Annotated in this window: 17 protein-coding genes; 5 read left to right on the top strand and 12 right to left on the bottom strand. The window is 59.4% G+C overall.

Annotated elements, in window-relative coordinates; all coding sequences use genetic code 11:
- Window positions 1-576 precede the first annotated feature (576 nt).
- Complete coding sequence (locus tag SM763_RS00160) at window positions 577-2,337, top strand: SulP family inorganic anion transporter (RefSeq protein ID WP_368996918.1); 1,761 nt, start codon at window positions 577-579, stop codon at window positions 2,335-2,337.
- 190 nt (window positions 2,338-2,527) lie between these two features.
- Complete coding sequence (locus SM763_RS00155) at window positions 2,528-3,295, top strand: SDR family oxidoreductase (protein WP_368996917.1); 768 nt, start codon at window positions 2,528-2,530, stop codon at window positions 3,293-3,295.
- A gap of 15 nt (window positions 3,296-3,310) precedes the next feature.
- Here SM763_RS00155 and SM763_RS00150 read toward each other — a convergent pair whose 3' ends face one another.
- The 10 genes from SM763_RS00150 to SM763_RS00105 all read right to left on the bottom strand — a co-directional run bounded on the left by SM763_RS00150 (window position 3,311) and on the right by SM763_RS00105 (window position 14,288).
- Window positions 3,311-4,174, bottom strand: a complete 864-nt coding sequence (locus SM763_RS00150) for an acyl-CoA thioesterase (protein WP_368996915.1) — start codon at window positions 4,172-4,174, stop codon at window positions 3,311-3,313.
- 14 nt (window positions 4,175-4,188) lie between these two features.
- Window positions 4,189-6,159, bottom strand: a complete 1,971-nt coding sequence (locus SM763_RS00145) for an acetoacetate--CoA ligase (protein WP_368996913.1) — start codon at window positions 6,157-6,159, stop codon at window positions 4,189-4,191.
- Window positions 6,159-7,370 carry a serine hydrolase domain-containing protein gene (locus SM763_RS00140; protein WP_490363250.1) on the bottom strand — a complete coding sequence of 404 codons (1,212 nt, stop codon included), beginning with the start codon at window positions 7,368-7,370 and terminating at the stop codon, window positions 6,159-6,161. The genes SM763_RS00145 and SM763_RS00140 overlap by 1 nt, the downstream gene beginning before the upstream one ends.
- Window positions 7,371-7,409: 39 nt before the next feature.
- A complete protein-coding gene (locus tag SM763_RS00135) occupies window positions 7,410-8,180 on the bottom strand; it encodes an enoyl-CoA hydratase/isomerase family protein (RefSeq protein WP_274828122.1) in 771 nt (256 codons plus the stop codon).
- Window positions 8,181-8,424: 244 nt separating this feature from the next.
- Window positions 8,425-9,459, bottom strand: coding sequence for a phosphotransferase family protein (locus tag SM763_RS00130; RefSeq protein ID WP_274833591.1), 1,035 nt, complete (start codon window positions 9,457-9,459; stop codon window positions 8,425-8,427).
- 11 nt (window positions 9,460-9,470) lie between these two features.
- On the bottom strand, window positions 9,471-10,121 hold the full coding sequence (locus tag SM763_RS00125) for a histidine phosphatase family protein (RefSeq protein ID WP_347510290.1): 651 nt from the start codon (window positions 10,119-10,121) through the stop codon (window positions 9,471-9,473).
- Window positions 10,122-10,124: 3 nt separating this feature from the next.
- A complete protein-coding gene (locus SM763_RS00120) occupies window positions 10,125-11,135 on the bottom strand; it encodes an NAD(P)H-dependent flavin oxidoreductase (RefSeq protein ID WP_368996912.1) in 1,011 nt (336 codons plus the stop codon).
- A 30-nt stretch (window positions 11,136-11,165) separates the two neighbouring features.
- Window positions 11,166-11,981, bottom strand: coding sequence for an SDR family NAD(P)-dependent oxidoreductase (locus tag SM763_RS00115; protein WP_368996911.1), 816 nt, complete (start codon window positions 11,979-11,981; stop codon window positions 11,166-11,168).
- A gap of 10 nt (window positions 11,982-11,991) precedes the next feature.
- Complete coding sequence (locus SM763_RS00110; protein WP_368996909.1) at window positions 11,992-13,107, bottom strand: acyl-CoA dehydrogenase family protein; 1,116 nt, start codon at window positions 13,105-13,107, stop codon at window positions 11,992-11,994.
- A 5-nt stretch (window positions 13,108-13,112) separates the two neighbouring features.
- A complete protein-coding gene (locus tag SM763_RS00105) occupies window positions 13,113-14,288 on the bottom strand; it encodes an acyl-CoA dehydrogenase family protein (RefSeq protein WP_368996908.1) in 1,176 nt (391 codons plus the stop codon).
- A 140-nt stretch (window positions 14,289-14,428) separates the two neighbouring features.
- On the opposite strand from SM763_RS00105, the gene SM763_RS00100 reads away from it, so the two are divergent.
- The 3 genes from SM763_RS00100 to SM763_RS00090 all read left to right on the top strand — a co-directional run bounded on the left by SM763_RS00100 (window position 14,429) and on the right by SM763_RS00090 (window position 16,797).
- Complete coding sequence (locus SM763_RS00100; protein ID WP_368996906.1) at window positions 14,429-15,424, top strand: NADPH:quinone oxidoreductase family protein; 996 nt, start codon at window positions 14,429-14,431, stop codon at window positions 15,422-15,424.
- A 168-nt stretch (window positions 15,425-15,592) separates the two neighbouring features.
- Window positions 15,593-16,045 carry a type II 3-dehydroquinate dehydratase gene (gene aroQ / locus SM763_RS00095; RefSeq protein WP_368996905.1) on the top strand — a complete coding sequence of 151 codons (453 nt, stop codon included), beginning with the start codon at window positions 15,593-15,595 and terminating at the stop codon, window positions 16,043-16,045.
- On the top strand, window positions 16,042-16,797 hold the full coding sequence (locus tag SM763_RS00090) for an autoinducer binding domain-containing protein (protein ID WP_274828131.1): 756 nt from the start codon (window positions 16,042-16,044) through the stop codon (window positions 16,795-16,797). The genes aroQ and SM763_RS00090 overlap by 4 nt, the downstream gene beginning before the upstream one ends.
- Window positions 16,798-17,244: 447 nt before the next feature.
- Here the strand turns inward: SM763_RS00090 and tsf are convergent, their stop codons facing one another.
- Both tsf and rpsB read right to left on the bottom strand, forming a co-directional pair.
- Window positions 17,245-18,120 (bottom strand): translation elongation factor Ts, encoded by an 876-nt coding sequence (gene tsf / locus SM763_RS00085; RefSeq protein ID WP_274828132.1) that lies wholly within the window; start codon window positions 18,118-18,120, stop codon window positions 17,245-17,247.
- Between the two features lie 78 nt (window positions 18,121-18,198).
- Complete coding sequence (gene rpsB / locus SM763_RS00080; RefSeq protein WP_065270300.1) at window positions 18,199-18,966, bottom strand: 30S ribosomal protein S2; 768 nt, start codon at window positions 18,964-18,966, stop codon at window positions 18,199-18,201.
- Window positions 18,967-19,017: the final 51 nt, after the last annotated feature.

Raw genomic sequence — 19,017 nt, 5'->3', positions numbered from 1 at the left:
GCGAAATGGATCCAAAACGGTAAAGGCAGAGGTTAACGCTGCAGCAGAAGCAAGGGATGCTTCAAATTGCCCGTGCTTATTTTTAGCAACCTCCCGCACGGTCAGCCGCCGTCCATCCACCATTTACCGAAGTTAACCGCCACGGGATGCTATCAGCATCTGAGCATGGCGTTGAGGCCAAGTTCTCAAGCAAAGGCGTAAACACGCAAATGGCCCCGAAGTCCGAAGGTTCGACGTAAATCCATAGAAAATCGCAAAGGGTAGGGAGGGGCGCATTCCCCTTCTTGTGCGGCTAAGCACCGGACCTGCGTTTCTGCAAGTCGCAACATGCAGAATTGCCCCGGTATTTTTGCAATAACACCGGCCGGAATTGAAGGGCTGCTTTGCAGTATCCTTTGTACTTAATTCTTTTTTAACAGTGTTTTACGAGGGCGTACAGGGGCGTGCGGTAACAATTTTAATGAAAGGGCTTTCCTCCCTCTCATCGAATATATATATGCTTTTACGAATATGTATTGAGCGCGTTGACACCTGATCGGGTGCGCGGCGCGATCCATTCTCAGGAAAGCCTCCGCAATGTCTTCGCCACTGTCCCGCATCGACTTGAAATCCCTGTTTCCAATTTTGGACTGGGGACGACGGTATGACCGCCCTGATTTCACCGGGGATATGACAGCGGCAGTGATCGTCACGATCATGCTTATCCCGCAGTCACTGGCCTATGCCTTGCTCGCCGGGCTACCTGCCGAGGTCGGGCTTTACGCGTCGATCCTGCCTTTGGTGGCCTATGCGATCTTCGGCACCTCGCGTGCCCTGGCCGTGGGGCCGGTTGCCGTGGTCTCGCTGATGAGCGCATCTGCGCTGGCGCCGCTGGGTCTGGACACTGTTGCAGAGTTCACTGCCGCAGCCGCCGTGCTGGCGCTGCTGTCCGGGTTGATGCTGGCAGCGATGGGGGCCTTGCGTCTGGGGGTGGTGGCCAACCTGCTGTCGCATCCCGTGATCGCTGGTTTCATTACGGCCTCGGGGCTGCTGATCGCAGTTAGCCAGATGAAGCATCTGTTGGGCATTCCAGCGCATGGTCACAATCTGCCGGAGATTCTGTTGTCGCTGGGGCAGGGGCTTGGTCAGGCCAATTTCTGGACCCTGGGGGTCGGCGCGCTGGCCCTCGGCTTTTTGATCTGGGTGCGCCGACATATGGCGAACGTGCTGCACCAAAAGCTCGGCCTGTCAAAAGGCGCCGCCGGAACCGCAGCCCGGGTTGGCCCGGTCTTTGCCGTCATCGGAACGATCGTATTGTCCTGGGCGCTGAACCTGCCAGAGATGGGGGTTTCCGTGGTTGGCGAGGTGCCGACCGGTCTGCCGCCTATTGGCCTGCCGATGATCGATTGGGCGCTGGTTCCGGCCCTGATTGGTCCTGCCGCGCTGATCACCATTATCGGCTATGTTGAAAGTGTCTCGGTCGCGCAGACCTTGGCCGCCAAGCGCCGTCAGAAAATTGATCCAAACCAAGAGCTTAAAGCCCTTGGCGCTGCGAACTTGGCCTCTGCCTTGTCTGGTGGCTATTCGGTGACAGGCGGTTTTGCACGATCGGTCGTCAACTTTGACGCCGGTGCGCGCACCCCGGCTGCGGGCGCCTTTACCGCCGTTGGGCTGACCTTTGCGGCGATGTTCCTGACGCCGCTGCTGTATTTCCTTCCCAAGGCAACGCTTGCAGCGACCATCATCATTGCGGTCCTTTCACTGGTTGATTTGAAGATTCTCAAAACTGCCTGGACCTATTCCAAAGCCGATTTCGCCGCGGTTCTGACCACGATCCTGCTGACGCTGTTGGTTGGTGTGGAAACCGGTGTCGCTGCTGGTGTGCTGGTCTCGCTTTTGTTGTTCGTCTGGAAGACCTCGCGCCCGCACGTGGCCGAGGTGGGGCAGGTGCCGGGAACCGAGCATTTCCGAAACATTCACCGCCATAACGTGGTGACCGATCCTTCGCTGGTCACGCTACGGATCGACGAAAGCCTGTACTTCGCCAACGCGCGGCGTATGGAGGACCTGATCCTGGCGCGCGTGCACGAAGGCCGTGATGAGATCAAACACGTCGTGCTGATGTGCTCTGCGGTGAACGAAATCGATCTGAGTGCGCTTGAATCGCTTGAGGAAATGAACCAACGGCTGTCTGACATGGGGATCCAGCTGCATATGTCCGAGGTTAAAGGGCCAGTCATGGATCGTCTGAAACGCAGCCATTTCCTGGATGCGCTGAGCGGCCAGATCTTCCTGTCCCAGAATGAAGCCTTTGAAACGCTGAGCGCAGCACAGCCGCGTGACAAGATCAGCGCATAGGCGCGCAATGCAGCAACCTGATTGATTGTCGACAGGGCGCATCATAGTGGCGCCCTGTTGCTACCATTCAACAATCGCATAATTGGTATTATGTTATGTGACTGGAGTTCCGTTCCGTCACACGGGATTGGCAGCTCCTCTTGCTCCGGCTAGCGTGAATTCGGGTCAAATATGGAGCGCAAGATCAATCATGCAAATCAAAAACAGCTGTGTTGTCGTCACCGGCGCTGCCCATGGGATTGGCAAAGGACTAGCCGAGAAATTCGCGCAGATGGGCGCCGCGCATGTGATCTGCGCCGATATCGATCTTGCCGGAGCCGAGGCAACGGCGATCGAGATCGGCGGCACTGCCAAGCATGTGGACGTCGCATCCGAGGACAGCATCGCTGCGTTGGTCGATTGCGTGGAAACCGAGATCGCACCGATTACCCTGTTCTGCGCCAACGCTGGTATCCTGACCCGCGGCGGTTTTGAGGTCAGCAATGACGACTGGCAGAGGATCTGGGACATCAACGTGATGTCCCACGTCTGGACTGCGCGGCATCTGGTGCCACGCATGCTGGAACGCGGCGGCGGATACATCCTGAACACGGCCTCGGCCGCAGGTCTGCTCAACCAGATCGGCGCCGCGCCCTACGGCGTAACCAAACACGCGGCCGTTGGCTTTTCTGAATGGCTGGCAATCACTTATGGCGATCAGGGCATCGGAGTTTCGGTCCTGTGTCCGCAGGCCGTACGGTCAGAAATGACCCGTGGATTGGAAAACAGCGTCGCCAGTGTCGACGGGCTTCTGGAGCCCGAAGATGTGGCCACCGCCTGCGCCGAAGCGATTGAGGCTGGCAAGTTCCTGGTGCTGCCACACCCCAAGGTCGAAAGCTACATGCAGGCCAAGACGGCCGATTATGACCGCTGGATCACCGGCATGCAGAAACTGCGCGATCGCTTTGACAACACGTGATTTTTGAAGACGCGCTCAGCTGCTAATCGGTCGCATCAGCCCTTCCTGTGCAACGCTGGCCACCAGTTGGCCATCCTGCGTGTAGATCGAGCCGCGGTTAAAGCCGCGGCCATTCCCGGCAAAGGGTGAATCCATCGTGTAGAGGTGCCAGTTTTCGAACCGCACCGGCGCATGGAACCACATGGCATGGTCAAGGCTCGCGGTCATTGCCTCGGGTTTGTACCAGGTCAGCCCATGCGGACGCAGCGCTGACCCCAAGAGACCAAAGTCCGATGCATAGGCCATCAGCACATGCTGCAGCTCTGGCCCAGCGTCCTTGGCGGATTCCATTCTGATCCACATGTGATTGATATCGCTGCAAACCTGGGGATCCAGCGGATCGCGCGGCTCAATATCGCGGATTTCAAACGGGCGCTGACGGGTGAATTCCTCGCGCATTTCCTCGGAAATCCGGTGGGCATGCAGCTCGTGCAGCTCATCACGGCTCTGCAACCCATCCGGCGGCGGGACATCCGGCATTGTGTGCTGATGGCTCCAGCCGGGTTCTTCTTTGTGGAACGATGCGGCAAGGTTGAGGATCTGCTTGCCGTTTTGAATGGCGATGACGCGCCGGGTAGTGAAACTGCCGCCATCGCGGGCCGGATCGACCTCATAGATGACCGGGCTTGCGGGGTCGCCTGGCCGAATGAAATAGGCATGCAGCGAATGGCACAACCGCCCAGACACGGTGGCATAGGCTGCCGTCAGTGCCTGGGCGATAACCTGCCCGCCATAAATCCGCATGGGGGTTTCACCACCGGAGCCAATGCCACGATACAGGTTCGTATCCAGCCGCTCCAGATCCAGAAGATTGAGCAAAACCTTCCCAACATCATTCATTTATGGTGCCTTCCTCAACCAGCCTCCCGCGTCTTTGCATAGGTGATGAACAGATCAAAACTGTCAGGGTTGGCCATCGAGTCACGGTTCACGACTTTTGCGGGGTCCCCTGCAAGTAGCAGCTTTTTCACGGGCACTTCCAGCTTCTTTCCCGAAAGCGTGCGCGGGACTTCGGGGACGCTGATTATTTCATCAGGCACGAACCGGGCTGATACGCCGCTGCGGATCGCACTACGGATCTTGTCGCGCATGGCGTCATCCAGCTCTTGCCCCTCGGCCAGTACCACGAACAGCGGCATGAAACTGTCGCGCCCGAGGAATTCCAAATCAACGACAAGGCTGTCCAGCACGTCCTCAAGACCTTCGACGGCCTGATAGATTTCCGAAGAGCCAAGCCGCAGCCCGCGCCGGTTGATCGTCGCGTCCGAGCGGCCATAGATCACCGATCCGCCCTCGGGGGTGATTTCGATCCAGTCGCCATGGCGCCAGATGCCGGGATAGGTATCGAAATAGCTGTCGTGCAGGCGCGATCCGCCCTCATCTCCCCAGAAAAACAAGGGCATAGAGGGTAAAGGTTCGGTGCAGACCAGCTCTCCGACGCTGCCGATCACTTCCTGACCGGTCTCATCAAAGGCACGTACCGCATTGCCAAGCGCGCGGCACTGCATTTCGCCAGCGCGCACCGGCAGCATGACGTTGCCGCAGACGAAGGCGCCGCACAGATCGGTACCGCCGGAGATCGGCGCAAGCCAGATGTCGGCCTTTACCTCGGAATACACCCAATCATAGCCATCCGAGGTTAGCGGCGATCCAGTGGTGCCCAGCGAGACCAGCGCCGACAGATCGAGATCACGTCCGGGTCTGATGCCGGATTTCACGCAGGCGGTGATATAAGCGGCGCCGACGCCCAGATAGGTGATCCGCTCATCCGCGCAGTACCGCCACAGGTCCAGCATATCGGGGTGGTTCGGCGCCCGGTCATAAAGCAGTGTCGTTGCGCCCTGCCCCAAGGCCACGAATTGCGCGTTCCACATCACCCAGCCCGACGACGTCAGCCAGCAAAACCGGCTGTCGGAACTCAGATCCTGATGCAGCGATTGCTTGACGCCTTCGAACAGGATGCCACCGTGCCCGTGCACGATGGGTTTCGGATTTCCGGTGGTGCCAGAGGAATAGACCACCCACAGCGGATGATCGAAAGGAACCGGCGTAAACTCTAGCGGGGCGTGAACATCCCCGATCATATCATGCCAATGGGTTGCGCCATCGGGCAGATCACCGACCACCGGCAGTACCACGCGGTGGGTCACGCTTGGCAGGCCGTCGGCAATGGTGGTCAGCACTTCGCGCCGGTCCATGGTCTTGCCCGCATGCACATATCCGTCCTGATAGATCAGGACCTTGGGCTCGATCTGGCGGAAGCGGTCCAGAATGGCGACATGGCCCATGTCCGGCGCGCAAAGCGACCAGATGCCGCCTAGGCTGGCGGTGGCCAGACAGGCGATAATCGCGGCCTCGGTATTGGGCAAAACGGCGGTCACCCTGTCGCCGTGCCCGACGCCCATGGCCCGCAGGTTTGCAGCTACGCTGGCCACCTGAGCGGCGAGTTCGGCCCAGGTCAGCTCGGAACGGCCAAAGGTTTCAGAATGAACGACAAGCGCCTGTTCCTGCGGGGTTTTGTCGACCTGCCGCAGAATGTGCCTGGCCCAGTTCAACTCTCCGCCCGGGCACCATTCTGCGCCAGGCATGCTGCGATTGCCCAGGATCCGGCTTGGCGGCGTAGTGAATTCCAGATCAAAGAACTCGGCCAATGCGCCCCAGAACCCTTCAAGGTCGGAAACGCTCCACTCCCACAGGCCATTGTAATCGTCGAAGGTTTTTCCCTTCTTCGAAGCCAGCCAGCGCTCGAATGCCGCCATGCGGCTCGCCTTGGCACGCTCCGCGCTTGGGGTCCACAGGATCTTACGGTCGGGAATATCGCTCATCAGATCACTGCCCCATGTACCAGCGCCTTCAGCTCAGCCCGCGAGGGATAGGAACTGCTGGGAGACAGCTGGGTAAAGAACACCACGGACAGGTCCAGCACCGGGTCCATCCAGAAGAAGGTCGAAGCCATGCCGCCCCAGCTAAAGTCACCTACGGACCCGGGGCAGCGCGCCCGACCGGGATCCATCACCACGGCGCCGCCCAGGCCAAAACCCATGCCTTCCATCGGCTGTTCGGCAAAACTTTGCGGCCCCATGGAGGCGATATCCCCGGGCAGATGGTTCCGCATCATGAAATCAGCGGTTTTCGGGCTGATCAGATAGCCATCCTTGTGGGCGCCGCGGCGCCGCAGCATTTCGGAAAACTTCATGTAGTCATCAATGGTTCCGACCAACCCGCCGCCACCAGACATCATCTCAGTCGTTTCAAACGGAGAGCCCCCGTGCAGATCCGTCAGGCGCAGGGTTTCACCGCCGGTCTTTGCCGAATTCAGCGCCATCGCATCCCCGGCGAGCGGGGTATAGAGCGAAGCAAAGCGATCACCGGCGCCACGCGGGACCCGGAACGCTGTCTCGGTCATGCCGAGCGGAGCAAAGATTTCGGTTTCAAAAAAATCGCCAAGTGTCTTGCCCGAAACAACTTCGACGACGCGACCCAGAACATCGATACTGACCGAGTATTCCCAGCGTGTGCCGGGTTGAAAGGCGAGCGGATAGGCTGCCAGTTCCGCCGCCATCTTTTCCAATTTACCCTGCCCCGGTTTGAACATCAGCTGCTGCTCTTCCATGGCTGCGGGCAAAACGCCGGGGTTGAAAGGATAGCTTAGACCGCTGGTGTGGGTCAGCAGTTCATGCAGCGTCGGCGCCCGGCTGGGTTCAACCTGATCAATTGCCGTTGCCCCTGGGACCAGTGCCTGCATGTCGGTGAATTCGGGAATGAAATCCGACACCGGCGCATCCAGGTGAAACAGCCCCTTTTCCAGCAGCATCATGACGGCAAGGGAGGTCACCGGTTTGGTCATCGAATAGATCCGTACCAGCGTATCGCGGGTAAAAGGCAGACCTTCCTCGATATTTCTCAGACCCGTTGCGTGAAAAAACGCTTCCTTCCCACCTTCGTTGATCAAGACCGAACTGCCGGCATACTTCCTTTGATCCACATAGCGTTGCTGCCATGCCTTCACGCGGTCCAGCCGGTCGTGGTCCAGCATTGATTTCCTCCCTGTCTGTCTTGGTGCGGGCCGGTGTGCCTACTCGCCCCGGCCGCTGATCATCTTTTCCATCGCGGCCTTGGTTTCGGAATTGAACCAGCCACCCTCTGGTGCGTTACCACCTGCGGCGATCCCTGCCTTGATGCGGTCGATTACCTCGCCGCGCAGCTGCATCTTGACCGAGGCAAAGGTCTGCGGCGGCAATTCCGCCAGCTTGCGCGCCTCGCGCAGCGCGTAGATCTCAAGATCCTCCATATCCTCGGCAATGATATCGACGAGGCCATAATTGCGCGCTGCAATCGGACCGATAGATTGCCCGGTCAGCATCAGGCGCCGCTGCGTGTTGCTGTCGAGCGTAGCTTTGGCGATTTCCAGCGGCCCGATCGGGAAGTCCGCGCCGACGCGCACCTCGGCCAGTCCATAGGCGGATCTGGAGTGGCCGATCCGCACGTCGCTGGCCAGAACGAAAAACAACCCACCGGCAATTGCAGCGCCACCAACAGCAGCCACTACGGGTTTCGGGCAGCTGTAAAGCGCAAGGAAGCCTTCGTTCAGGCCGCGCACAATGGCGTGCTGCTGCTCGAGATCGAACTCCTGCGCTTCCTTCAGATCCAGCCCGGCGGAAAAGACTTTGAACGGGCTTTTCAACACGATGGCGCTGACCGCCGGATCCTGTCCCATCTCGTCAATCTTGGCTGCGAACTCCATCAGGAAATCCGCGCTCAGCGCGTTGACCGGCGCCCGGCCCAGTTGCAGTTCTACGATTCCGTCACCAAGGTCCCTGGTGTTCAGCCAGCCAGCCTCTGTCATTGACGTGTTCCTCCCAATTGGCCGCGGCGAACCACAAGCCATGTTTCAGTCCATAATGCGCAGCCTTTGGCTACGGGTCGAGTGTTAAGAGATACGTAAAACCACGCAAGTCGTTGGCCCGCCGCGTGTAAAAATCAGAAATTCTTGAAAAACGGCCGACAAAGCTGACGACCGTTATAAGACCGCAAAGCGGCGAGCAGCCATGCGGCAGCGGCGAGTGACCCGCCCTGCCCGGCGTGTCGCCTTACTTGGTGCTGCTCAGTGCGTTGAGTCCACTTTGCGCGAAGATGGGAACAAAATCTCCCAACTTGCGGGCGCGTTCCGGGTTCGATGCGTTGCCATCCAGCGCGCGTTTCAGGACCCCCTGAAGAATGCCGGCCATCCGGAAAAAGCTGAACGAGAGGTAGAAGCCGAAGTTATCGATCTCCGGCAGGCCACGGCGGCGGCAATAGGCTTCGATGAACTCCTGATCCGACGGCAGGCCGAGTGCCTTGCGATCCAGACCGGCCAATCCGCGCCCCTCTTGTCCCGGTGGCATCTGCCACTGCATGATCACACCCGCCAGATCGGCATAGGGATGTCCGATGGTCGAAAGCTCCCAATCCAGCACCGCAAGGCAGCGTGGCTCATCGGCGCTGAAGATCATATTGTCGATGCGGTAATCGCCATGTACCAGACCGCGCTGACCGTCATCGGCGGGCATCTGTTCCTCAAGGGACTTCATCAGCTCGTCCATCTCCGGGATAGTCCGGGTTTCCGAGGCTTTGTATTGCTTGGTCCAACGGCCCAGCTGACGTTCGAAATAGTTGCCAGGCGGTCCATAGTCCGACAGGCCCACCGCATCGACATCAACGTCATGCAGCGCCGCGAGCACCCGGTTCATATCGTCGATCACCGCGCCGCGGGTTGCGGGGTCGGTATCGCCCATCACCGGATCGGTGAAATTGCGCCCCGCAACGTGGTCCATGATGTAGAAGGCCGAGCCGATCACGCTGTCGTCCTCGCACAGCAGATGCATCCGGGCCACCGGTACCTCGGTATCAGCCAGCGCCTTTTGCACCCGGAATTCACGGTCCACCGCATGGGCAGATTTCAGCAGCACCCCCGGCGGCTTGCGCCGCAGAACGTATTGCCCTGCTGGCGTTTTAAGCAGGAAGGTCGGGTTCGACTGTCCGGTTGCGAATTTTTGCACCTCGACCGCGCCGTCAAAGCCGGGAAGACGCCCGTCAAGAAAAGTCCGGATTGCATCAATGTCCAGGGTCTGGGTATCGCTGCTCATCTCTTGCTCCTTCAGCTATAGCTCATCAGCTTTGCGCGCTCTGCATCATGAAAGTGCGGTACTGAGTTGAATTCATGCAGGAAAAACTTCCCCCTTCCGGAAATGAACCGGGTTAGGGAGGTGTTCTTGACCTGTAGGTTCAGGGCAATCATCTGGCTGTCCGGAACCTGCAACGTTGCAGCGACAAGCCGGGCAATCACCCCGCCGGAACTGACCACCAAAACACGTTCTGCCTCTGTCTCTGCCGCATGTTGACGCGCGGCCTCAACCCGGGCGATGAACTCTGCCCAACTTTCCGAGGCACCGGACACGCCGCCCTGCTGCCATTCGGCAAGGGTTTCGCGCAACGCGCGAAAATGGGTTTTGCGGTCCTGGATCACCTCGGATGGGGCCTGCCCGCCGAACCGGCTGTGCAGCAAATCGTGGAAATCATATTCATTCCAACCTGCATGCTCTTCCGGGGCGACGTCAAATCCCATTTCTTGCAACGTCTGTTTCTGCCGCGCCAGAGAGCCGGTGATGGCGCGATCCGGGGTCCAGCCCATCGCCCGCAGGGTATCGCCCAACAGGCGCCCCTGATTGCGGCCCTTTTCGCTCAACTCATCGTAGTTGTCCGCACCGAAAGAGGCTTGCCCGTGCCGGACCACAAGAATTTCTGCCATGGGTCAGCCTGTAAACTCTGCCGCCAGCCGCGCCCCTGCGGTGCGGTATTCGCGGTCGAAACGGTCCACCAGTTCCGCAGTCGAGCAAACCTCGGTCACCGCGCCGATGCCCTGCCCGGACCCCCAGATCTCTTTCCACGCCTTTGGTTTGGACGACCCGCTGCCAAAGTTCATCGAGGAGGCATCCGCCGTCGGCAGGTTGTCCGGGTCCATACCAGCGCGGGACACGGATTTCTTTAGATAGTTCCCCCAAACCCCGGTAAACAAAGAGGAATAGACAATATCCTCGGCGCCGGATTCGACGATCATGTCCTTGTATTCGCTTTGGGCGTTTGCCTCATGCGTAGCGATAAAGGGCGAGCCGGCATAGCCGAAGTCGGCGCCCATGGCACGCGCGGCCAGCAGGGATTCGCCGGTTGCAATTGCGCCCGACAAGGCCAGCGGACCATCGAACCAGCTACGGATCTCGCGGATCAGGGCGAAGGGCGATTGCTGCCCGGCGTGCCCGCCGGCACCGGCGGCCACGGCCACCAGACCGTCGGCGCCTTTTTCGATCGCCTTCTTGGCAAAGCGGTTGTTGATCACATCGTGCAGCACCACGCCGCCGCAGGAATGCGCTGCCTCGTTCACCTCGGGGCGCGCGCCAAGCGAGGTGATCCAGACCGGCACTTTCCAGCGGGTGCAAATCTCCAGATCCCGTTCCAGCCGGGTATTGGACCGGTGCACGATCTGATTGACGGCAAAGGGCGCTGCCGGGCGGTCCGGGTTCTCCTGATTATGCCGGTCCAGCTCTTCGGTGATCTGCTTCAGCCAGGCCTCCAGCAATGGCGGCTCACCCTCTGCTTCGCGCGCATTCAGCGCGGGAAAGGCCCCGATGATCCCCGCCTTGCACTGGGCAATGACCAGCTCCGGCACCGAAATGATAAACAGCGGCGATGCGATCAGCGGGATGCGCAATCCGCGCAGGGCGGCAGGCAGGTGATCCTCATTCCGGGACCAGGTGGCGTCAGTCATCTTATAACCTCAAGTCTTTGTTTTTATTCGTCAGTCGAGCGCGTTTTGGAACAGGTTGTGCCCCGACATCACATTGATACCGCCGGATACGGGGATCACTGCGCCGGTGACGTAGGACCCACCGCGCCCGGCCAGAAACAGCACGCAGCCGGCGATGTCATCGTCCCGCCCGACGCGGCCCAGCGGCACATCATTGCCGACCTTTTCACGCTTCTCCTCATCGCCAGTGGCAAAGGCGGTCATCCGCGACACAAAAGGCCCCGGTGCCAGCGCATTGACGGTGACGTGCTGATGGGCCAGCTCCTTGGCCAGAATTTTGGACATATGGATCACCGCGGCCTTTGACGCGGCATAGCTGTAGGCGCCATCGCCCATCGGGATTTCTCCCATGACCGAACCGACGTTGATCACCCGCACCGGATCATCCGCATCCGAGGAGGCTATCAGAAGCGGCAGCAATTTTTGTGTCAGATCGAAGACCCCTGCGACGTTGACCGACATCACCTTTTCCCAGGCCTGATGGGGAAACTGCCCCAGCGGCGCGCCCCAGGTCACCCCGGAATTGTTCATCAGGATATGCAGAGCGGGGGTGCGGGTCTTGATTTCCTCAACCAGCGCATCGATCCCTTCGACCGTGCCGATATCGGCGGCAAAACCTTCAGCCGATCCCGGCGCATCCATCGCGTTCAACTCTTCTGCGACCGCGACGCAGGCGTCGCCTTTGCGCGATGCGATCAGCACCCGTGCCCCGGCCCGCACCATCGCTTCGGCTGCCATCCGGCCAATGCCTGTGGCGCCGCCGGTGATCAGGGCCGTTTTGCCCTCCAGTGAAAACAGATCCATCATATCGTATCCTTTAAAATCCGCGCAGCCGCGCCACCTGCGCAGCGTGGTAGCCGTAATCACCCAGCCACTCTGCCGCGACGCGGGCGCGTTTCATATAGAAACCCATGTCATAGGCGTCGGTCATGCCGATCCCGCCATGCATCTGCACGCCTTCGCGCGCGGCGAGTTGCGCCGTATCAGTCGCCCGCGCCTTGGCCACTGAAACCGCCAACGTGGCGGCATCCGGATCAGCGTCCAGAATCCGGCCTGCCTGCAGCACGGCTGAGGTTGTCATCTCGATCTCGCACCACAGATGCGCGGCGCGGTGTTGCAAGGCCTGAAAACTGGCGATGGTGACACCAAACTGCTTCCGTTCCTTTAGATACTCGGTGGTCATGGCAAAGGCCGCTTGCGCCAGACCGGTGCTTTCGGCGGCAAGGGCAGCCTGCCCGGCCTCCAGCCCATAACGCAACAGTGCCCTGCCATCCCCGGCAGCGCCGAGCAATTCGTCGCCCGAGACGGTAACATCATCAAACTCCAGCCGTGCCGCGTCGCGGCTGTCGATCATCGCAGATACATTGCGCCTCAGCCCCGCGCGGTCAGCAGGCAGATCAAACAGGCACGGGCCGTCCTCGCTTTGCGCCAGAACCAGCACGTGATCGGCATTTCCTCCATCCACGACAAAGCGCTTTTCACCCTTCAGGACGTAGCCGTTGCCGCGCTTTTCTGCCGTGAGTTCAATGCGCTCCGGATTGAACTTGGAGCCTTCATCAACAGCAATGGCATAGGTCCGCGCGCCGCTGGCAATCTGCGCCAGTGCCGCCTGACATCGTGGATCATCAAGCCGCCGCAAAACCGTCGCCGCCATGACGGCTGTGCTCAGGAACGGGCTGACGGCAAGCGTCCGGCCCATTTCACCTGCCAGCACATGGGCGGCGGCGTGCCCCATGTCAGCGCCGCCTGCGCTTTCCGGGACCAAAATCCCGGCCCAGCCCGCATCGACCATTTCCTGCCATAAGGCATCGTCGCGGGTCTGGTTGGCGTCGCGCAACTCCCGCAGGCGCGAGACTGGAGCGGATCTGTCCAAAAGCCCCCGGGCGGCTTCCTGCAGCATGATTTCTTCTTCAGTTTGAATGAGTTTCAGCATCAGTCTTACCCCGGAAGCCCCAGAATGCGGCGGGAAATGATCGACAGCATCACCTCGGAGGTGCCGCCCTCGATCGAGTTCGCCTTGGTGCGCAGCCAGGAGGGCGCACGCCTGTCATCCCAGTCCAGTGCATCGCTGCCGCCTGCGGCCATCACCAGTTCCAGTCGGCGTTTGTTGAGCTCGGTTCCGGCATATTTCAGCATCGCAGAGGCATCACCGACGCCCTGCCCGCCTTCAGCCTGATCCTTGTAGCGTTCCAGCGTCATCTCCATCGCCAGAGCGTCGACTTCCGTGCGCATCGCGTCGGCTCGCAGCACCGGATCGCTTTGGCCGGTTTCCGCATCGCCCAGAACCGCTCCCAGCGCCCGGCCCGCGCCCATGGTCTGCCCGCCGGCGCTGATCATCTCGCGTTCGTGGGTCAGCAGGTATTTGGCCACGTCCCAGCCCCGATTCACGTCCCCGACCACCTGAAATTTCGGCACCTCAACGTCATCAAAGAAGGTTTCGCAAAATGGCGAGGCGCCGGAAATCAGCCGGATCGGGCGGGTCGAAACCCCTTTTGAACTCATATCCATCAGGATAAAGGAAATTCCCTTATGCTTGGGCGCGTCGCGGTCGGTGCGCAGCAGCGCAAAAATCCAATCGGCCTTGTCCGCATAAGAGGTCCAGATCTTCTGCCCATTGACCAGCCAGTGATCGCCTCGATCCTCGGCCCGTGACTGAACCCCAGCAAGATCAGAACCCGCGCCCGGCTCAGAATAGCCCTGACACCAACGGATTTCACCGCGCGCAATGGGCGGCAGGTAGGTTTGCTTCTGCTCTTCGCTGCCGAACTTCAAAAGGGCCGGGCCGAGCATCCAGATTCCAAAACTATCAAGCGGCGAGCGCGCGCCCAGTTCTGCCATCTCCTCTTTCAGGATCTTGTCCTGCGCCCGGGTAAGGCCAGCACCGCCATAGGCACGCGGCCAGGTTGGAACCGTCAGTCCGGCAGCAGCGCAGCGATCCAGCCAGAGTTTCTGCGCGGGAGAGGAAAACTCCCAAGTCTTGCCGCCCCAGCAGATGGCACCTTCGCCACTGGCGCCATCGCGCATGTCGTCGGGGCAATTCTCCTCCAGCCATGCCCGGATTTGCTTGCGAAACTCAGGTCTATCCGCAAACTCCGGCTGTGTACTCGTGGTCATGATCTCCCCCCATGGTTCCACTCGGCTCGTGATGTTTCACATAGCAGAATTGCATTTCGCTATTCCATTGACAACGCTCCAGACAGCCCCAAGACTTTACGTAATTTTGGCATCTGACACTGGTGGGAAGAGGAAAAAACATGAAAGCAATGCTCAGCATCGAGCCCGGCGGACCCGAGAGTCTGACATGGACGGAGCTACCGGACCCGGCGCCTGCCAAGGGGGAATTGTTGGTAGAAATCCGTGCCGCCGGCGTCAATTTTCCCGATACGCTGATCATTCAGGACCTCTATCAGGTGAAGCCCCCGCGCCCCTTTGCGCCCGGCGGTGAAATCGCAGGAGTGGTCGCCGCCATTGGTGAAGGTGTCGAAGGCTACGCCATTGGGGATAGGGTTCTGGCACTGACAGGCCATGGTGGATTTGCGACCCATCGCTGCATCGACGCAGCGCAGGCGATCCGCATTCCCGACGCGATGCCGTTTGAGGACGCCGCCTGTTTCGTTTTTACCTATGGCACATCCTATCACGCGCTGAAGGACCGCGCGCATATGAAACCGGGCGAAAGCCTTTTGATCCTGGGGGCTGCCGGCGGTGTCGGCGTGGCTGCCATCGAACTGGGCAAAGCGATGGGCGCCACGGTGATCGCGGCGGTGTCTTCGGACGACAAGGCTGCCTTCTGCCGCGAGGTTGGAGCGGATGAAACGCTGGTCTATGGTCGCAGCCTCGACAAGGGGCAGCAGAAAGAGTTTTCGTCTCAGATCAAATCCTTGTCGGGAAAAGATGGCGTTGATGTAGTCTATGACTCCGTGGGCGGCGCCTATTCTGAACCAGCCTTGCGGGCGATGGCCTGGGAAGGCCGGTTTCTGGTCGTTGGCTTCCCGGCCGGCATCGCGCAAATCCCAATGAACCTGCCGCTTCTGAAAGGTTGTGATATCGTAGGCGTGTTCTGGGGAGCCTCTGTCTATCGTGACCCCAAGGGCCATGCAGAAAACATGGCTGAATTGTTCGCCCTTTACGAGCAGGGCAAGATCAAACCACGTATCAGCGAAACTCTGAAGATGCAGGATGCTGCCACTGCGCTGAACCTTGTTCAGGACCGCAAGGCGCTGGGCAAAATCGTCCTGACCAACGATTAACATTTGGGGTGCAGCACCACAGGAGGCCGGATGATGGCGCTGCACCTTCCCCCAAAGTAAACTCTCTGTAACAAAGTAGGAACACGTTCAAAAAGGCGCATATACGCCGTCGCTTTTAATAAAGTTCTCCTGTAGTTTCCGGGACATGAACTGCACAAGGATGATGCGATGCGCAGTATTCTGATCCTCAATGGTCCGAATCTTAATCTTCTGGGGACGCGCCAGCCGGAAGTCTACGGACGGGAAACCCTGGAAATGGCCGAAGCAGCCTGCGTTGCCCATGCCAGAGCGCAGGGTCTTGAGGCTGTCTGCCTGCAATCCAATCACGAAGGTGTGTTGCTGGATGCCATTCATGCGGCGCGCGGCACCCATTCCGGGATCATCCTGAACGCTGGCGCGTACACGCATACGTCAATTGCGCTAATGGATGCTCTCTTTTCGGTTGAAATTCCGGCCGTGGAGGTCCACCTATCCAATATCCACGCCCGCGAAGAGTTTCGCCACAGGTCATTTATCTCGCGTGCCGTCATCGGCCAGATTTGCGGTTTTGGAACACAGGGGTATTTGTTTGCCATCGATGCCCTGGCCAAGCATTTTGAACGAGAGGCGGAGCCTGAATGAACCTTTCTGACTATCTGCATTTCGTGTGCGGGGCCAAGACGCTCGAAGAGCTGTGGCATGGGCACGTGGATCAGATGGCAAAGTTCGAATTTGACAGGCTGATTTACGGATACACTCGCTACAAGACAGAAACCTCTCTGGGGGATCCGGAAGATTTTGTCGTGCTGTCCAACCATTCGCCGGAGTATCTGAACGGGTTCCTGCACCGGGGCCTTTATTCCAGCGCGCCGATGCTGCGCTGGGCACTGGAAAACGAAGGCGCCGGCAGCTGGCATCTGATTCAGAAAATGATCGAGAATGGTGAGCTTGGCCCGGATGGCGAACGGGTGCTGGAGTTCAACAGAAAGATGAAGATGAACGCGGGCTATACGGTCAGCTTTCACTCCAATTCGGCGCGTTTCAAAGGTGCGATCTCGCTGGCTGCGCGCAGTGAGCTGTCCCAGGACGAGGTCGATGCGATCTGGGTTGAACACGGCAGCGATATCATCCTGATGAACAACGTGGCGCATCTGAAAATCCTCACCCTGCCCTATAGCCCTCCGAACCGGGCCCTCACCAAACGGCAACGGGAAGCGCTGCAATGGGTCGGAGATGGCAAGACGACGCAGGACATCGCGATCCTCATGGGCCTGACCCCGGCCACGGTCGAAAAGCACCTGCGCCTGGCCCGGGACGCGCTGGCAGTGGAGACAACGGCCCAGGCCGTACTCAAGGCAGCCTTGCACAACCAGATGTATGTGATGGAATCCTGACGGCATCCCCCTACCCGGCCTGCCTATTGTGAGTTTCCGCTGGGGAGGTTTAAGCTTGCCAGACGCTAAAGAGCGTCAAATAGGTAAGGAATACACTACTACCGATTTCGTACAAAAAAACGCAGTCTGTAAATGTTCCGTGAGTGGTGGCTTTAGCCTAGGAACTTTGGGAAACGACCCTTGTAATACCAAGGCTCTCCGACCTGTGTGGTTGCCGACGCTTATACTCAGCGTCGGTGATCATGTTTTTGGGGTCCCATCCATCCCTATCAGTGGGGCCCCATATTCCTCCGATCATATCCCCTATTCGCCCTGCCTGTTCGCCCTGGGCTGGCTCAGACGTTCCTCGAACCGAGACACGATCCTCTAACCCATCAAAGTGCTCCAGAAACGCAAAAAAGGCCGGTAGGTTTCCCCACCGGCCCTTTAAAAGTCTGTCTAGGCAGATTAGCCCTGAGCCGCTTTTGCGACTTCAGCTGCGAAATCTTCTTTTTCGACTTCGATGCCTTCACCAACCTCAACACGGATGAAACCGGTCACGGTGGCGCCAGCTTCCTTGGCAGCGGCCTCGACGGTCAGGTCGGGATTCACGACGAACTGCTGGTTCAGCAGGGTCGATTCCGCAACGAATTTCTTCATGCGGCCAACGATCATCTTCTCGATCACCTGCTCCGGCTTGCCGGATTCACGGGCGATGTCCATCTGAACTTGCTTCTCTTTCTCGACAACCGCCGGGTCCATATCAGCTTCGCTCAGGGCAGCGGGGTTAACCGCGGCGATGTGCATTGCAACCTGTTTGCCAAAGGCTTCGTCGCCACCGGTCATTGCAACCAGGACACCGATTTTGCCCATGCCGTCAGCGGCAGCGTTGTGCACATAGGACACAACAGTTTCGCCTTCGATCTTGGCCATCCGGCGCAGGGTCATGTTTTCGCCGATGGTGGCGATCTTGTCGGTCAGGGTGTCAGCAACGGATTTACCACCCAGATCGGCCGCGTTCAGACCGTCGACGTCATCAACGCTCAGAGCTGCCTTGGCGATGCCGGCAACCATTTCCTGGAATTCGCCGTTCTTCGCAACGAAGTCGGTTTCCGAGTTCACTTCAACGGCGACGCCCTTGCCACCTTCGACCACGACAGCGACCAGGCCTTCGGCTGCGGTGCGGCCGGATTTCTTGGCGGCTTTAGCGAGACCTTTGGTGCGCAGCCAGTCGACGGCCGCTTCCATGTCGCCATTGGTTTCGGTCAGCGCTTTTTTGGCGTCCATCATGCCGGCGCCGGTCGAGTCGCGCAGTTCTTTCACGAGTGCTGCTGTGATTGCCATGTTAGGCTCTCCTCAAATCGAAACGGAATTGGGGCAGGAAATACCCTGCCCCTGATGTCAAATCTGTGACAGGCAGGATCAAGCCTGAGCTTCCTCGGAAACAGCTTCCTCTTCGGGAGCTTCTTCCAGGGCGCCAAGGTCAACACCAGCTGCACCCAGCTGTGCGGACATGCCGTCCAGCGCAGCGCGGGCAACCAGATCGCAGTACAGAGCGATGGCGCGGGATGCGTCGTCGTTGCCGGGGATGATGTAGTCGACGCCATCGGGCGAGCAGTTGGTATCGACGATTGCCACAACCGGGATACCCAGTTTCTTGGCTTCGGCGATGGCCAGAGCTTCTTTTTTCACGTCGATGACGAACAGCAGGTCCGGCACGCCGCCCATTTCGCGGATCCCGCCGAGCGAAGCCTGCAGTTTGGTCTGGTCACGTTCCATGCCCAGGCGCTCTTTCTTGGTGAGGCCTTCAGCACCGGTTTCCATCTTCTCGTCGATTTCCTTCAGGCGGTTGATCGACTGGGAAACGGTTTTCCAGTTGGTGAGCGTGCCGCCCAGCCAACGGTGGTTCATGTAGTACTGAGCCGACTTCTCTGCCGCGTCTGCAATCGGCTGAGCCGCCTGACGCTTGGTGCCGACGAACAGGATACGGCCGCCTTTTGCAACGGTGTCACGAACAACCTGCAGAGCCTGGTCCAGCATCGGAACGGTCTGGGTGAGGTCCATGATGTGGATGCCGTTGCGCGCGCCATAGATGAAGGGCGACATGCGCGGGTTCCAGCGCTGAGTCTGGTGGCCGAAGTGAACGCCAGCTTCGAGCAGCTGACGCATGGTGAACTCGGGAAGAGCCATGCTATCTTTTCCTTTTCCGGTTTAATCCTCGGCGGGGGTCTCAGAGCGTAT

This window comes from Pseudophaeobacter sp. C1-32P7 (assembly GCF_041008775.1).
GTDB classification, from domain to species: domain Bacteria; phylum Pseudomonadota; class Alphaproteobacteria; order Rhodobacterales; family Rhodobacteraceae; genus Phycobacter; species Phycobacter gallaeciensis_A.
This window is presented reverse-complemented; position numbering and strand designations above follow the sequence as displayed.

Coding starts and splice junctions, on each gene's coding strand:
- SM763_RS00160 (WP_368996918.1), top strand. CDS start 577: ATGTCTTCGCCACTGTCCCGCATCGACTTGAAATCCCTGTTTCCAATT.
- SM763_RS00155 (WP_368996917.1), top strand. CDS start 2,528: ATGCAAATCAAAAACAGCTGTGTTGTCGTCACCGGCGCTGCCCATGGG.
- SM763_RS00150 (WP_368996915.1), bottom strand. CDS start 4,174: ATGAATGATGTTGGGAAGGTTTTGCTCAATCTTCTGGATCTGGAGCGG.
- SM763_RS00145 (WP_368996913.1), bottom strand. CDS start 6,159: ATGAGCGATATTCCCGACCGTAAGATCCTGTGGACCCCAAGCGCGGAG.
- SM763_RS00140 (WP_490363250.1), bottom strand. CDS start 7,370: ATGCTGGACCACGACCGGCTGGACCGCGTGAAGGCATGGCAGCAACGC.
- SM763_RS00135 (WP_274828122.1), bottom strand. CDS start 8,180: ATGACAGAGGCTGGCTGGCTGAACACCAGGGACCTTGGTGACGGAATC.
- SM763_RS00130 (WP_274833591.1), bottom strand. CDS start 9,459: ATGAGCAGCGATACCCAGACCCTGGACATTGATGCAATCCGGACTTTT.
- SM763_RS00125 (WP_347510290.1), bottom strand. CDS start 10,121: ATGGCAGAAATTCTTGTGGTCCGGCACGGGCAAGCCTCTTTCGGTGCG.
- SM763_RS00120 (WP_368996912.1), bottom strand. CDS start 11,135: ATGACTGACGCCACCTGGTCCCGGAATGAGGATCACCTGCCTGCCGCC.
- SM763_RS00115 (WP_368996911.1), bottom strand. CDS start 11,981: ATGATGGATCTGTTTTCACTGGAGGGCAAAACGGCCCTGATCACCGGC.
- SM763_RS00110 (WP_368996909.1), bottom strand. CDS start 13,107: ATGCTGAAACTCATTCAAACTGAAGAAGAAATCATGCTGCAGGAAGCC.
- SM763_RS00105 (WP_368996908.1), bottom strand. CDS start 14,288: ATGACCACGAGTACACAGCCGGAGTTTGCGGATAGACCTGAGTTTCGC.
- SM763_RS00100 (WP_368996906.1), top strand. CDS start 14,429: ATGAAAGCAATGCTCAGCATCGAGCCCGGCGGACCCGAGAGTCTGACA.
- aroQ (WP_368996905.1), top strand. CDS start 15,593: ATGCGCAGTATTCTGATCCTCAATGGTCCGAATCTTAATCTTCTGGGG.
- SM763_RS00090 (WP_274828131.1), top strand. CDS start 16,042: ATGAACCTTTCTGACTATCTGCATTTCGTGTGCGGGGCCAAGACGCTC.
- tsf (WP_274828132.1), bottom strand. CDS start 18,120: ATGGCAATCACAGCAGCACTCGTGAAAGAACTGCGCGACTCGACCGGC.
- rpsB (WP_065270300.1), bottom strand. CDS start 18,966: ATGGCTCTTCCCGAGTTCACCATGCGTCAGCTGCTCGAAGCTGGCGTT.